Annotated in this window: 13 protein-coding genes and 1 other RNA gene; all 14 read right to left on the reverse strand. The window is 60.1% G+C overall.

The features are described 5' to 3' along the window. Positions 1-34: 34 nt before the first annotated feature. The 14 genes from EDB94_RS16650 to rnpB all read right to left on the reverse strand — a co-directional run bounded on the left by EDB94_RS16650 (position 35) and on the right by rnpB (position 15,120). On the reverse strand, positions 35-874 hold the full coding sequence (locus EDB94_RS16650; protein WP_108018741.1) for a cell division protein FtsQ/DivIB: 840 nt from the start codon (positions 872-874) through the stop codon (positions 35-37). Beyond that, on the reverse strand, positions 867-1,838 hold the full coding sequence (locus tag EDB94_RS16655; protein ID WP_050898345.1) for a D-alanine--D-alanine ligase: 972 nt from the start codon (positions 1,836-1,838) through the stop codon (positions 867-869). Before EDB94_RS16655 ends, EDB94_RS16650 begins: the two co-directional genes overlap by 8 nt. Position 1,839: 1 nt before the next feature. Further along, positions 1,840-3,285 (reverse strand): UDP-N-acetylmuramate--L-alanine ligase, encoded by a 1,446-nt coding sequence (gene murC / locus EDB94_RS16660; protein WP_108018740.1) that lies wholly within the window; start codon positions 3,283-3,285, stop codon positions 1,840-1,842. Beyond that, positions 3,278-4,363 (reverse strand): undecaprenyldiphospho-muramoylpentapeptide beta-N-acetylglucosaminyltransferase, encoded by a 1,086-nt coding sequence (gene murG / locus EDB94_RS16665; RefSeq protein ID WP_108018739.1) that lies wholly within the window; start codon positions 4,361-4,363, stop codon positions 3,278-3,280. Before murG ends, murC begins: the two co-directional genes overlap by 8 nt. Further along, the gene (gene ftsW, locus EDB94_RS16670; RefSeq protein WP_014576103.1) at positions 4,356-5,555 is read right to left on the reverse strand and encodes a putative lipid II flippase FtsW; all 1,200 of its coding nucleotides are present in this window, start codon (positions 5,553-5,555) and stop codon (positions 4,356-4,358) included. Before ftsW ends, murG begins: the two co-directional genes overlap by 8 nt. Then, positions 5,555-6,895 (reverse strand): UDP-N-acetylmuramoyl-L-alanine--D-glutamate ligase, encoded by a 1,341-nt coding sequence (murD, locus tag EDB94_RS16675; protein WP_108018738.1) that lies wholly within the window; start codon positions 6,893-6,895, stop codon positions 5,555-5,557. Before murD ends, ftsW begins: the two co-directional genes overlap by 1 nt. A 15-nt stretch (positions 6,896-6,910) precedes the next feature. Beyond that, positions 6,911-7,996: a phospho-N-acetylmuramoyl-pentapeptide-transferase gene (mraY, locus tag EDB94_RS16680; protein WP_008176520.1), complete on the reverse strand. Its 1,086-nt coding sequence runs from the start codon at positions 7,994-7,996 to the stop codon at positions 6,911-6,913. Further along, complete coding sequence (gene murF / locus EDB94_RS16685; RefSeq protein WP_108018737.1) at positions 7,981-9,369, reverse strand: UDP-N-acetylmuramoyl-tripeptide--D-alanyl-D-alanine ligase; 1,389 nt, start codon at positions 9,367-9,369, stop codon at positions 7,981-7,983. Before murF ends, mraY begins: the two co-directional genes overlap by 16 nt. Then, positions 9,366-10,850: a UDP-N-acetylmuramoyl-L-alanyl-D-glutamate--2,6-diaminopimelate ligase gene (locus EDB94_RS16690; RefSeq protein ID WP_108018736.1), complete on the reverse strand. Its 1,485-nt coding sequence runs from the start codon at positions 10,848-10,850 to the stop codon at positions 9,366-9,368. Before EDB94_RS16690 ends, murF begins: the two co-directional genes overlap by 4 nt. Positions 10,851-10,854: 4 nt before the next feature. Further along, positions 10,855-12,594, reverse strand: a complete 1,740-nt coding sequence (locus EDB94_RS16695; protein ID WP_041644965.1) for a penicillin-binding protein 2 — start codon at positions 12,592-12,594, stop codon at positions 10,855-10,857. Between the two features lie 34 nt (positions 12,595-12,628). Continuing rightward, entirely contained in the window at positions 12,629-13,033 is a 405-nt protein-coding gene (ftsL, locus tag EDB94_RS16700; RefSeq protein ID WP_014576098.1) for a cell division protein FtsL, read from the reverse strand. Positions 13,034-13,035: 2 nt separating this feature from the next. Next, positions 13,036-14,019: a 16S rRNA (cytosine(1402)-N(4))-methyltransferase RsmH gene (rsmH, locus tag EDB94_RS16705; RefSeq protein WP_108018735.1), complete on the reverse strand. Its 984-nt coding sequence runs from the start codon at positions 14,017-14,019 to the stop codon at positions 13,036-13,038. After that, positions 14,016-14,468: a division/cell wall cluster transcriptional repressor MraZ gene (gene mraZ / locus EDB94_RS16710; RefSeq protein ID WP_008176533.1), complete on the reverse strand. Its 453-nt coding sequence runs from the start codon at positions 14,466-14,468 to the stop codon at positions 14,016-14,018. The genes rsmH and mraZ overlap by 4 nt, the downstream gene beginning before the upstream one ends. 302 nt (positions 14,469-14,770) lie before the next feature. Further along, positions 14,771-15,120, reverse strand: an RNA gene (rnpB, locus tag EDB94_RS16715) — RNase P RNA component class A. Positions 15,121-15,139: the final 19 nt, after the last annotated feature.

The following is a 15,139-nucleotide window of genomic DNA, read 5'->3' on the forward strand; positions in this document are numbered from 1 at the left end:
GTTCCACCAAACCGTAGGTCTGAATTAACCGTTGCTATGATTTTGGGCTGGAGGCTGTCTCGACAGCCTTCCACTTGACCGCCACACCGTTGGTGTAGCGGGCATCTACCCGACTGACTTCGTCCGACCTTGCTGCCAGTCGGTTTTCATAAACCGTGATAAACCGATCAAACCGTTGCGCCACCTGATCGCGGCCAAGCACCACCTCGATGCCGTTGGCCAGCTGCAGGGTCCACGCACCCCGGTGTTCCAGCGTCAGGCCTGAAAATCCAAGCCCCCGGGCGACCAGCTTGTCGCTCATGTCCCGCGCCATATCGATCACATCCCGCACCCTTTCATCCGGCCCTGCGAGTCGCGGCAACCGCCCCGCAACTTCGGGATTCGCCGGCGCGAACAGCTCACCGGTGCGGCTTACGAGACGTCCATCGGTCCAGTAAGCCAGGGGTTTCTTCTCCCTGATATCGATCACCAGGCGATCCGGCCATACCCGACGCACCGCCGCGGACTCAACCCATGGCCGATGCTCCAGGCTGTCTTTGATTTCCGAAAGATCCGTGGCGAAATAGCTCTTGCCGATCCAGTCGCCAGCGGCGCGCTCAATAGCGACCCGGCTATCGCCCACAAATTCTCCTTTCACATCGACGGCAAGGATCTGCTGATCCATAGCACCCAACACCTTGCCAGTGCCCCAGGGCACCAGTGCAGCCAACAGCACAATCACCGCGCCCATGCCCACCTGGAGCCAGGGTACAGCTGCCAGCACACCCTTCAACACGCCAAACCGGTCCCGCTCGGGACCGAGGGACGTTGCCCCCCGGCGTCGCGGGAGCTCGGACGGAGTCGCCCGGCTCCGGATCAGCAGTGTTTCAAGCATTGGCGTCCTCCAGACTGTCTTTCAGTATCCGGACCACCAGCTCTTCGAAGCTGATGCCTGCGGCCTTCGCGGCCATGGGCACAAGACTGTGGTCGGTCATACCGGGCACGGTATTGACCTCCAGCAGCCAGAACTTGCCGTCGCTGTCCTGCATGATGTCGACCCGGCCCCAGGTCCGACAGCCAACAACCCGGAAGGCCTCCAGTGCCAGGTGCTGAAGACGGACTTCGTCTTCAGGCGCCAGACCACAGGGAATGCGATACCGGGTATCGTCTGCCAGGTACTTGGCCTCGTAATCGTAAAAAACGTGCTCGGTGCTTGCGCTCAGGCCAATGGCCGGAAGCGCCCGATCCTGCAACAGACTGACGGTGAACTCCGGCCCTTCGATCCACTCCTCCACCAGCACCAGATTGTCCAGCGCGGCGGCGGCTTCGTAGGCGTCAGCCAGTTCGGCCGCCGTGTGTACCTTGCGGATGCCGATGCTGGAGCCTTCCCGGGAAGGTTTCACACTCAAGGGCGCCCGCAGTTCACCAATGATCTGTTCGGCCTGATCTGCTCCGGACATGGTGCGGAACTTCGGCGTTGGCAGGCCACAGCCTTCGAACACGTACTTGGTTCTCAGCTTGTCCATGGCCAGTGCCGAGGCCAGCACATCGCTGCCGGTGTAGGGAATACCGGCCTGCGAGAGGATGGCCTGCAAGGTACCGTCCTCGCCTCCACGACCATGCAGCGCGATGAACACCCGGTCAAAATCAGGGTTGTCGACGGTTCTCAGCAGGCAGCCGCGGACGTCCACGGCAAACGCATCCACGCCGGCTGACACCAGCGCCGCCAGTACCGCCTTGCCGCTTTTCAGGGACACTTCCCTTTCAGCGGAATCTCCACCCATGAACACGGCCACCCGACCGAGCGACCGAACGAGCTCCGGGTCGGCCTGATAAGCCTGTGGTTCCCCATGATGCATGTCACTCACCAGCTATCACTCCCGCGGCTGCCAGCCGCGCTGCCACGCCGCCAATATCGCCGGCGCCCTGGGTTATCAGCAGATCACCGTCCTGCAGCACATTGGCCAGCAAGGACTCGATTTCCAGGTTGTCCTCAACAAATACCGGTTCCACCTGCCCCCGCTGGCGAATACTGCGGCACAGGGCCCGACCATCGGCACCCGGAATCGCCGGTTCGCCGGCGGAATACACGTCCATTAAAAGCAGGCCGTCCACTTCCGAAAGCACCCGGACAAAGTCTTCATAAAGGTCGCGGGTCCGCGTAAAGCGGTGCGGCTGGTAAAGCATGACCAGACGCCGGTCGGGCCAGGCATCATGTGCAGCCCGGATAACAGCCTCTACCTCCGTCGGGTGGTGACCGTAATCGTCCACCAGGGTGACCGTGCCCTTGGGGGTCTGGTAATCGCCGTAGACCTGGAACCGGCGACCGACGCCGGCAAATCCGGCCAGCCCGCGGCAGATCGCATCATCGGCAACGCCTTCGTCTGTGGCCACGGCTATGGCCGCCAGCGCGTTCAGCACGTTATGACGGCCCGGCATTTTCAGCTCGACCGCAAGGTCGCTGCGCCCGGCCGGACGCTTCACCACAAAGTGGGTCCGCAAACCGTCGGAATTGATACTCTCGGCCCGGTAATCCGCCTCCGGGTTGTCAATTCCGTAGGTGATGATGGCCCGGGATATCCGGGGGATGATCTCCTGAACGTAACCGTCATCGACGCACATCACCGCAACACCGTAAAACGGCAGGTTGTGCAGAAAGTCCACAAAGGTCTGCTTCAGCTTCTCGACATCGCCGCCATAGGTATCCATATGGTCCGCTTCGATGTTGGTCACCACTGAAATCACCGGCGTCAGATGCAGGAAGGACGCATCACTCTCGTCAGCCTCCGCCACCAGATAGCGGGAACCGCCCAACTGAGCGTTGGTGCCGGCGCTGTTCAGCTTGCCGCCAATCACGAAAGTCGGGTCCAGGCCCGCCTCACCCAGAATGGATGCGATCAGGCTGGTGGTTGTGGTCTTGCCATGGGTTCCAGCGACGGCGATGCCGTGGCGATAGCGCATGATTTCCGCCAGCATTTCTGCCCTGGGTACGATCGGCACCCGACGACTGCGGGCCGCCACGACTTCCGGGTTTTCCACAGACACCGCTGAAGACACCACAACCACATCGGCACTGGCGCTGTTCTCTTCCCGGTGACCGATCTGCACTTCTACGCCCATACCCTTGAGACGATCGGTAACCGCCCCTTCTTTCAGATCCGATCCGGAAACGTCGTAGCCCTGATTCTTGAGAACCTCGGCGATGCCGCTCATCCCCGCACCACCAATCCCCACAAAGTGGATGTGACGGATCCGGCGCATTTCAGGCACCTGATAGACCAGGGGCGGATTATTTGCATCAGCCATTGGCGGCCTCCAGACAGTAATTCACGACTCTCTCCGTTGCATCGGGGCGGGCCAACGTTCGGGCGGCCTTCGCCATTTCGTTTACCCGGTCACGATTCCGGGCCAGATCACCCAGGGTTTCCGCAAGCACCGCCGGGGTCATTTTTGCCTGTGGAATCAGAATGGCTGCCTTCGCCGACACCATTTGTTGCCCGTTTTTCGTCTGGTGGTCATCCACGGCGTGGGGAAAAGGCACCAGCACAGCGCCGATACCCGCGGCGCACAATTCCGAAACCGTCAGTGCGCCTGCCCGGCACAGCACCAGATCGGCCCACTGATAGGCCTCGGCCATGTCCTTGATGAACGGCTCAACGGCCGCCTCCACGCCATGCTCCTCATAGGCCTGCTTCGCCGCCTCGGCATGGCGCTCACCACACTGGTGGCGGACCACGGGCCGATCACCTTCCGGCAACATGGCCAGCGCCTCGGGGAGCTGCTCATTAAAGACCTGCGCGCCGAGACTGCCGCCGATCACCAGCAGCCTGAGAGCACCTTCACGGTCCGCCAGGCGCTTTTCCGGAACGGGCAAGGAGGCGAGGTCTTCCCGCACCGGATTGCCGGTACAGCGGGTAACCACTTTCGGCCCGAAGCTACCCGGAAAAGCCTCGAGCACGGTTTCTGCAAACCTGACCAAGATGCGGTTGGTCATTCCGGCGATCGCGTTCTGTTCATGAATCACCAGCGGCGTACGGTTCAGCCAGGCGGCAACACCACCGGGCCCGGTAACAAATCCGCCCATGCCTACAACGCAATCCGGGCGAATCCGGCGCAGGATGGTGAAGGCTTCACCCAGCGCCCGCATCAGCCGGAACGGCGCCAGCAAGAGAGCGAGCTTACCCTTGCCCCGCAAACCGGAAATATGAATCAGTGACAGCGGGATATCGGTTTCGCCGATCAGTCTCTGTTCCATTCCGCCACTGGCTCCGAGCCAGTACACCTGGTGACCACGAGCCTCAAGCGCCCGAGCCGTTGCCAGGGCCGGGAACACGTGCCCGCCGGTACCGCCGGCCATCATCAGGAAGCGACGCTGTTCAGTCATACACCGCACCTCCCCGCGCCTTCGGACCGGTTTTCTCTCGGGCCAGCTTTTCCTGATCCAGGCGCTCCATTTCCACACGGGCAAGAACGCCAATGCAGATACAGGTAATCATCAGACTGGATCCACCGTAGCTCACCAGCGGCAGAGTCAGCCCCTTGGTTGGCAGAAGCCCGGTGCTAACCGCCATGTTGATGCCTGCCTGCAGGCCAATCAGCAGGGTGAGCCCATAGGCAAAACAGGCGCCGAACGGCATGTCCGCCTTCTCGGCCCGGCGGGCAATGACGAATCCGGTCACCACCAGCAGGGTGAACAGACTAAGTACCAGCAAGGATCCCAGGAGACCGAATTCCTCGGCGATAATGGCGAAGATAAAGTCGGTGTGGGCCTCCGGCAGATAGAACAGCTTCTGGATGGAGTTACCCAGGCCGACACCACCCCAGTCTCCGCGACCGAAGGCAATCAGGGACTGGGTCAACTGGTAACCGCTGTCGAACTGGTCTTTCCAGGGATCGAGATAGCTGACAACCCGTTTCAGACGGTAAGGCTGGGTAACGATCAGAATGGCACCCAGGACCACCAGCGTGCCGATCAGGGGCACGAACCGGCTCAGCCGGACACCGCTCAGGAAGATCATCCCCGCCGCTGCCGTCACCAACACCACAGTGGCACCGAAGTCCGGCTGAATCACCAGCAGAACCGATGCCAAACCGAGGACGACCAACGGCTTCAGGAAACCAAGCCAGGTATTGAGCAGTTCATCCCGACGACGGACCACGTAGCCGGCCAGGTAGGCAATCAGGCAGAGTTTCGCCACTTCCGAGACCTGGACGTTGAACAGGCCGAACGGAATCCAGCGGGTGGAGCCGTTCACGGTACGGCCCAGGGGCGTCAACACCAGAACCAGGACCAACAGACCGATGCCCAGCAGCAGCCAGCCGCTGCGCTCCCACCAGGCCACCGGCACGTTCACCGCTACCAGGGCCAGCAGGCAACCAAGACCGGCAAACATCAGCTGACGGATCACATAGTGGTAGCTGTTACCCATGGTTTCGGCAGCCATATCCATGGACGCCGAGGAAATCATGACCACACCCATCACCAGCAATGCCACGGAGCTGATCACCAACATCGGCAGGGGCTGTATCTCGCCCAGCCACGGGTTCCGGTTCTGGAGTGGAAGATCTGCGTGCATCACAGGGCCTCCACCAGAGAACGGAACTGGTCACCGCGATCAAGATAGTCGCGGAACATGTCAAAGCTGGCGCAAGCCGGCGACAGCAACACCCGGTCTCCGGGCATGGCCAGTTCGACAGAGCGGGAAACCGCCTCGGCAAGGCTACCTACCCGGTGTACCGGAATACCGCTGCCCAGCACATCGGCGATGGCCGGCGCATCACGCCCGATCAGCAGCACGGCCCGGCAATGCAGGGCGATGGGCGCTTCCAGGGCGGTAAAATCAGCCCCTTTGCCATCACCACCGGCAATCAGCACCACTTTGCCTTTGTCCGGGGCGAGGCTCTCAATAGCGGCTACCGTGGCGCCGACATTGGTTCCCTTGGAATCGTTGATGAAGTCCACATCGTTCAGCCGGCGCACGAATTCACAGCGATGCGGCAGCCCCGGAAATTCCCGCGCTACCCTGAGCATCACATCCATGGGCAGCCCGGCGGCATGGCCCAGTGCCAGAGCAGCCATCACGTTGCTGATGTTGTGATGCCCCATCAGCTTCAACTCGCTGGCCAGCAAGAGGTTATCAAACCCGAAGGTAATCCAGGTGCCCTGGTCATCGTCCCGGGTGCTGAACGTCTCGGGATTCACCCGGTGAAAGCCGAAACACAGGAACCTCAGGTTGTCCCTTGCCATGGGGGTGCTCAGGGCATCGTCCAGATTGACAATGGCGTTCTTGCACCCCCGGAATATCCGCTGCTTGGCCTGGAAATACGCCATCTTATTGGGGTAACGGTCCATGTGGTCGTCACTGAGGTTGAGCACCGTTGCCGCAAGGGCGTTCAGCTCGTCCGTGGTCTCAAGCTGGAAACTCGAAAGCTCGAGCACATACAGGTCTGCGCCCTGGCCAAGAAGATCAAGGGCCGGGGTACCGATATTGCCGCCAACGGCGACGTTCCGGCCCGCCGCTCTGGCCATCTCACCCACCAGTGTGGTGACGGTGGTTTTGCCATTGGAGCCAGTGATCGCGACGATCGGCGCATCGGCAGCCTCGGCGAACAGATCAATGTCACCCCGGATTCTTGCTCCCTGGCGGGCGGCAGCTGCAATGGCTGGTTCGGCAATGCTGATTCCCGGGCTGACCACCAGTTCGTTGAAACCGGCAAACAGCTCTGCGTCAAAGGTCCCGAGGTGTACCGGAATATCCGGCCAACCGGCCTTCAGTTGATCAAGACCCGGAGGAGCCGTGCGGCTATCGGCCACAGCAACGTCCCGCCCCTGTTCGGACAGGTAGCGCACGCAGGAAAGCCCGGTTTTACCGAGCCCTACGACCAGTGTGCGACGATCCGAAACAATGACACTCATAGTTGCAGCGCTTTCCTATCTCAGTTTCAGACTGGCAATGCCAATCAGGACCAGAACGACCGTGATAACCCAGAACCGGACAATCACTCGTGGCTCCGGCCAGCCTTTCAGTTCAAAGTGGTGATGCAGCGGCGCCATGCGGAATATCCGCCGCCCGGTCAGACGGAAGGACGCTACCTGCAGGATCACCGACACGGTTTCCATCACGAACACACCGCCCATAATGAACAGCACAATTTCCTGGCGAACAATCACCGCGACCACACCCAGGGCGGCACCGAGGGCCAAGGCGCCCACATCCCCCATGAAAACCTGAGCCGGGTAGGTGTTGAACCAGAGGAAACCAAGCCCGGCGCCAACGAGTGCGCCGCAGAATACGATAAGCTCCCCGGTGCCCGGGAGATGCGGGATCAACAGGTAATTGGCGAACTGGGCGTGCCCGGACAGGTAAGCGAAGATACCAAGCGCTCCGGCGACCATCACCGTCGGCATGATTGCCAGACCATCAAGGCCGTCCGTCAGGTTGACGGCATTGCTGCTGCCAACGATCACGAAATAGGTGAGCAGAATGAACAGCACCGGGCCAAGGGTGAGGGATACCTGCTTTACGAAGGGCACATACAGGGACGTCTCCTGGGGCAAGGCGGAACTGAAGAACAACACAACGGCCGCCGTAGCGCCGATAACCGACTGCCAGAAATACTTCCAGCGGGCCGGCAGGCCCCGCGGGTTGCGTTCCACCACTTTGCGATAGTCATCAACCCAGCCGATTGCGCCGAACAGGAGCGTCACCAGCAGGGTGACCCAGACGTAGCGGTTACCAAGATCCGCCCAGAGCAGCGTACTGATGCCAATGGCCACCAGGATCAGTGCGCCACCCATAGTCGGGGTGCCAGCTTTGCTGAGATGGGTTTGCGGACCGTCATCTCTCACCGCCTGACCAATCTGGTACTGGCTCAGCTTGCGGATCATCACGGGGCCGATGATCAGCGAAATCAGCAGCGCGGTGAGTGTGCCCAGAATTCCACGCAGGGTCAGGTACTGAAACACCGTCAGTGCGGAGAAATACTGTGATAGGACCTCTGTCAGCCAGAGCAGCATGAGTTATTCACCTTTTCTTTAATTCCCTCCACCACACGCTCCATGGCGGAACTGCGAGAACCCTTGACCAGCACTGTCAATGGTGTGTTTTTATCCCCAATCGCCGATTCAACGGCCTGCTCATGGCTCAGCCCGAGTTCCGTGGACTCGCCAAACCCGTCGGCATAACCTTCACAACCCGGCCCCACGGTAATCAGTCGATCGATACCATGCTCCCGGGCGCACACTCCAACTTCCCTGTGCAACGCATTTGCCTTGGCGCCAAGCTCTGCCATGGCACCGAGTACAGCAATCTTCTGACCTGCACGGCCGGCCAGCACGCCGAGCGCAGCTTTCATGGACGACGGGTTGGCGTTGTAACTGTCGTCAATCAGCGTCATTTCCGGCGACAACTCCAAGACCTGAAGCCGCCCTTTCACCGGCGCAACACTTGCCAGCCCTGCAACAATCGCCTGATCACTGGCACCCAACTCACGGGTTGCCGCGATGGCAAGCAGCATGTTGGTGATGTTGTGATCGCCCTCCAGGCCCAGCGTGACCCTGCATAGCCAGCCGTTCGGGCCGCTGACCTGAAAGGTTCTAGTTCCGGCCTCCTGGCCCTCAATGACTGCGTGATAATCCGCCTCGGCGCCGAGACGGCTGACACCTGCGACGCGGCGGGCCCCGGCTCGGGTGCGCCACTGCGCGAAGGCCGGATCGTCACCGTTGAGCACCATCAGCCCGTCTGACGCGACGCCGTCAATGATTTCGCCCTTGGCCAGGACAATGTTCTCATAGCTGCCAAACCCTTCCAGATGGGCCTCGCCAGCATTGGTGAGAATGGCAACACGGGGCTTTGCCAGGGCGACGGTATGGGCAATTTCACCCAGCCCACTGGCACCCAGTTCAATCACGCCGTACTGGTGTTCCGGAGAAAGGCCGAACAGCGTAAGCGGAACGCCGATGTGATTGTTCAGGTTGCCTTTCGTTGAAAGCGTCTTGCCCATCTGCGACAGAATGGCGGCGCACATTTCCTTGACGGTGGTCTTGCCGCTGCTGCCAGTGATCGCGAGGATGGCCGCTGTGCTTTCTTCACGGTTGGCGGCCGCTAACCGGGCAAGGGCCTCCAGTGTGTCATTCACTACCAACTGAGGCAGAGCCAGGTTGGTATCAGGCGTATCGACCACCAGGCCAACTGCGCCTTTATCCATGGCCTGTTGCAGGAAACGATGGCCATCGAAATTTTCGCCGCGCAGGGCCACAAAGAGCTGGCCAGGCTCGAGGGTGCGGGTATCAGTGGAAACTCCGGCGAAGCTCACCGACGCAAGGTCGCCCGAAGCGCAATGGGCGCCCAGCCAACCCTTGGCTTCCGCCAGCGAAAAGGCGCGCATCATGCCACACCCCCATTGAGTTTCGAGACGTGGCGAACCTGCTCCGCATCGCTGAACGGGTATTTCTGGCCGGCGATTTCCTGATAAGCCTCGTGGCCTTTCCCTGCGATCAGAACTACGTCGTTTGGCGTGGCCGAGCGGATCGTCGACTGAATGGCCTCGGCCCGGTCATGGATAACAGAGACCCGGGCAGCGTCCGTGAAACCGGCGAGGATGTGCCGTGCAATTGTTTCGGGGTCCTCACTGCGGGGATTGTCATCAGTAACGACCACCCGATCTGCAAGCCTCTCGGCTTCCCGGGCCATTTCCGGACGTTTACCGGCATCACGGTCACCGCCGCAACCAAACACGCACACCAGTTCACCGGTAACGTGCGGACGCAGTGCTGTCAGAGCATTGGCGAGGGCATCCGGGGTGTGGGCGTAATCGACCACCACCCTGACACCATTAGCACCCACAAACCGCTCCAGCCTGCCCGGTGGCGGTGTGAGCCGACCGACAGCCTGCTGCACGCGCTCAATCGGCACGCCAAGCGTCAGAACCGTTGCCATAGCCGCCAACACATTGCTCGCGTTGAAACTTCCCATCAGCGGAACCGAGACAACAAACCGGCCCCACTCGCCATCGACCTCAGCTTCAAAGCCTTCGTCGGTTGGTCGGAATTCCCGCAACCAGAGCTCGGTCTGGGCCTCGTGCAGGCTGTAGCGCACGCGATCGCATTTGCCGTCCAGCTGTTCGAAGAGCTGTCGACCAAATGGATCGTCAAAGTTGATTACCGAAAAATGCAGCTCTTCGCGCTGGAAAAGCTGAGCCTTGGCGGCACCATAGGCTTCCATGGAACCGTGGTAATCCAGATGATCCCGGGTCAGATTCGTGAATACAGCGCCGGTCATCGAGAGGTTATCCACGCGACCCTGATCAAGGGCATGGGAGGACACCTCCATCACGGCTGCCCGACCTTCCTGTTTCACGATCCGGGACAGCACCCGGTTAACCTGAACCGCATCCGGTGTCGTATGCGTCGCAGGCTGCAGGGCGCCGGGCATGCCATAGCCCAGGGTGCCGAGGATGCCGCAGGGCGTTCCCGTTTCCTTGAGCAGCTGTGCGACATACTGGCAGACCGACGTCTTGCCATTGGTTCCGGTCACGCCAATCAGGCGAAGCCGTTGCGACGGATGCTCGAAAAAGCGGTCTGCGATTCGCCCCACCAGACCGCGCAGGCCAGCAACAGGTACGATCAAGGCACCGTGGTGTTCGGTGCACTCTCCCGCGTGCTGCGCTTCCAAGAGGATGACCGTTGCGCCCGCTGCAATGGCCTTATCGACATAGAAGTCAGCCGGCGTTCGGGCGCCCGAGAGGGCGATAAAGGCATCGCCGGAGGCGACTTCCCGACTGTCGGTTTTCAGTCCGTGGATGGTCACGTCGAACACCGACGGAACCGCTACGATACCCTGCAATAACGTGCTGAGAGATGTGATGCACATAGGCCTACCCTCGCTCTCCGGATGCAGAAGCAGCCATTTCGGCCTCTCCCACTTCCAGTTCAGGCTTCACATTCAACAGTCGCAGTGCGTCACTCATTACCCGTGAGAATACTGGCGCGGCCACTTCACCACCGTAGTATTCTCCGGACTGCGGCGCATCAACGGCCACAACCGTAACCAGCCTGGGGTTATCAATAGGCGCCATACCGGCAAAAATCGCCTTGTACTGGCTATCCTCGTAACCCTGGGCCCCAACAAGATGAACAGTCCCGGTCTTGCCGCCAGCCGAGTAGAATCCAGGCTGGGCCCGCTTACCGGTACCCCTTGAAACGGCCTCGCGCAGCATATTGCGAACCTGGAGGGTGACCTGCTCCGAGAGCACTCGCTGCCCCTCCGGCTTCTTATCCTGCCGGACCAAGCTCAGGGGATAACGCACGCCACCATTGGCGATCACCATATAGGCCTGGGCCAATTGAAGAGCGTTCACGCTCATACCGTATCCGTAGGACAGTGTCGCCTCTTCCACGGGGCGCCACTTGGGTGGCGATGGCAATACGCCCACGGCTTCGCCGGGAAAACCGATCCCCGTTGGCTGGCCAAGCCCCAGACGGGCGTAAAGATCACGAATCACATCGCCGCCAAGGTCGGTAGCAATCCGGCTGATTCCGACGTTGCTGGACTTGACGATGATCTCGGTCATATCCATGACGCCATAGTTGCGATGATCCCGGATGGTGAAACGACCGAAACGGCGAAAACCCGGGTTGGTATCAATGGTGCTGTTAACCGAGTAGCTGCCGGACTCCAGAGCCGCCGCCATGGTGATCGGCTTCATGGTTGAGCCTGGCTCGAACAGGTCGGTGATAGCCTTGTTTCGAAGATTTTCCGCTGCGAGCTGACTGCGGTCATTGGGGTTATAGGACCCCTGGTTGACCATCGCCAGGACCTCACCGGTATCCACGTCGAGCATGACCAGCGTACCCCCTCTGGCATTATGAGCCGCCACCACAGCCTTGAGTTCCCGATAGGCCAGGTACTGGAGGCGCAGGTCGATGCTGAGGGCGAGGTTCTGGCCGGGGCTGGCATCGCGAATCAGGGTCAGATCCTTGATAACCCGGCCGCGGTTGTCTTTCAGGACCCGCTTCCGGCCGGTTTCACCGGACAGCCACTGGTTGTAGGCGAGTTCGATCCCTTCCTGCCCGCGCTCGTCGATGTCGGTGAAGCCCACAACGTGAGCAGTCACTTCGCCGGCGGGGTAATAGCGACGGTACTCCTGACGGGTGTATATCCCGTCAATCTCCAATTCGAGAACCTTTCTGGCCAGATCCGGCTGAACCTTGCGGCGCAGATAGATGAATTCCCGCCCGGAGTATTCTTCGAGACGCTGCCGGAGAGAGGCTTCATTGATATCGAGCAGCCGCGCAAGGTTGGTGAGTCGCGCCTCGGAGGGATTGGCTTCAGAAGGATTCGCCCAGATGGTCTGCACTGGCGTGCTGACGGCCAGAGGCTCGTCATAACGATCGGTGACAACACCACGATGAGCATCAATACTCTCAACCCGGATCGTACGGACATCACCCTGCTTGCGCAGGAAATCATTATCCACGACGTGGAGGTCGACCAGGCGCCAGCCAAGCACACCCACCACCAGGAGGAAGACGCCCACGACGGAGCCAAAACGCCAGGCTGCCAGCCCGGACGCCAAACGCTGCCCCCATGTTGTCTTCTTTCCCTGATCGGACACGTCGATCACCCTGAATCGTTGTTATTCTCGTTGATTACCGGCTGGTAACCGGCGACATCAGTGGCACCAGCACAATATCCTGACGTCCCGGCACCACCATGCCGAAACGCTCAGCCGCCAGCTTTTCGACCCGGCCATGAGCGCTTAACGCACTCTGCTCGAGCAGAAGCTGGCTCCATTCGCTCTGATAACGGTCGCGCTCGGACTGAAGTTGCGACAGCGTGTTGAAAAGCTCCCGGTTCTCGTGGGCACTGACCACCACGCCAATAGAGGAAGCCAGCAACACGGCGACCAGACCAAGCGAGACAAGCACCTTGCCCTGCTTCGTGGCAGCGAAAACCTGCCTTGAGATACGGACCGCGGTTGCAACACCGTCCCGGACCTTCTGCTTGTTGAGCTTCGCCGTTTTTACCGGCTCTTCAATGGCAACAGCGCCCATGGTTACGCGCTCCCCTGCGAGTTTTTCCTGATATCGGTGCGTTCGAGCACCCGCATGACTGCGCTGCGGGCACGTACGTTGTCACTTACTTCTTCGGCGCCGGCCTTGCTGGCTTTGCCAACGAGCCGGAAATCCGAGGCTTCCTGTTCCGCGGTTACGGGCACCCCTTTGGGCAGCTGTGGCCCGCGCGCCAGATCCCTCATGAACCGCTTGACCAATCGGTCTTCCAGCGAATGAAAACTGATGACCACCAGACGCCCTCCAGGAGCGAGGTGGTCAACAGCAGACTGAAGACCCACTTCGAGATCTTCCAGCTCCCGGTTGATAAAAATCCGGATTGCCTGGAAGGTCCGGGTAGCCGGATGCTTGTGCTTTTCCTTTTTCGGGACCGCCTCGCTGACCAACTCTGCCAACTGGCGAGTGGTTTCGACGGGCGCTTCCTGCCGACGCTCGACCAGTAGCCGGGCAATGCGCCGCGAGAATTTCTCTTCGCCATAACGGAAAATCACGTTTGCGATATCCGACTCGTCCGCTGTTGCAAGCCACTCGGCGGCACTGGGCGATTGTTCGGTATTCATGCGCATGTCCAGTGGACCATCACGCATGAAACTGAATCCACGGGAGGCATCATCAAGCTGCGGCGATGACACGCCGAGATCCAGCAACACACCATTCACTGTCTGCCAACCCTGACCGACCACCGCAGCGCCCAGCTCCGCAAACGAACCGTGGAAACTGTGGAACCGGTTATCCTGGGCTTCCAATTCCTTCGCCGCGCGTATCGCCTCGGGATCCTTGTCGATACCCAGCAACCGCGCCGACGGGCCGAGGCGATCGAGAATCAGGCGGCTGTGACCACCCCGTCCAAAGGTGCCATCCACGTAATAACCGTCGGGGTCGTTGACCAGATAGTCGACCGCCGAATCCAGGAGCACCGAGCGATGCGAGTACGCCGCCCCGGCCTCCTGGTTGCGATCGGTGGTCATAAGGACAGCGCCTCCATCTCGGGCGGCATGTCTTCGTCATCAGAGGATTCATCCAGCCAGGCAAACCAGCGCTCTTCACTCCAGAGCTCTAGCTTCTTGCCTTGCCCGATCAACATCAGCTTTTTCTCCAGATGGGCATAGCTTCTAAGAGTTGGCGGAATCAGAATGCGCCCGGCCGAATCCAGCTCCATGGGAGCAGCATTACCCAGGATCAGACGCTGCAGCCGCCGGGCCGCCTTATTCATGTTGGGAAGCGCCTCGATTTTAGGCCGTAGAACTTCCCACTCGGGCTCCGGATAGACCAGCAGACACCGCTCCTCGTCAGCGTTTGCTGTCAATACAATGCGCCCACCACAGGCCTGCGCGAGCTCTTCGCGCACCTTGGAGGGGATCGCCAGGCGACCCTTCGCATCCATATTGATGGCATGACTGCCGAGAAAATTACTCATTTACGCTGTCTCTGGGTGCCCGATATCCACAAAAAACCACTAGAAACCACTTTTTCCCACTTCTGCACACTATAGAAACACGCAATACACAATGCAAGCGCCGCAAACAGCGCCACACTTGCAAAAGTTCCTTTTATGACAAGAGGTTACGGAGGCGGATTCGATGAAATGGTGAGATTACGGAAAAGAAAAGAAGTAAAATCAAATACCTGCAAAAAAGTCTGAAGACTGCAAGTGAGGTTTAAGATTTTTTGGCTATAAAGGACATCTGTTGAGAATGACGAATGTCACAGGAAGGGAAAAGAGCGAGCTCGCCGATAAGCCGGGTTCTGTCTTGGACAGTCATTCATCTAGGGTCTGCGTCACCACAGACCTCAAGCAACCTACCCGAATCCAGCGCGGGCCACGCCATTGGATTCCTATTTGGTCTTGCTCCAGGTGGGGTTTACCATCGCCGTGGACTGTTGCCAGCCACGCGGTGCGCTCTTACCGCACCGTTTCACCCTTACCGGCGCCCGAGGGCGCTTAGGCGGTATACTTTCTGTTGCACTTTCCGTCGGCTCGCGCCGCCCAGGCGTTACCTGGCACCTTGCCCTATGGAGCCCGGACTTTCCTCCCCCGGAAAACCGGCGGCGACTGTCTGGCGAGCTCGGGCGAGACAATACTCCTGC

The sequence above is a fragment of the Marinobacter sp. 3-2 genome (genome assembly GCF_003751355.1).
Taxonomy (GTDB): domain Bacteria; phylum Pseudomonadota; class Gammaproteobacteria; order Pseudomonadales; family Oleiphilaceae; genus Marinobacter; species Marinobacter adhaerens.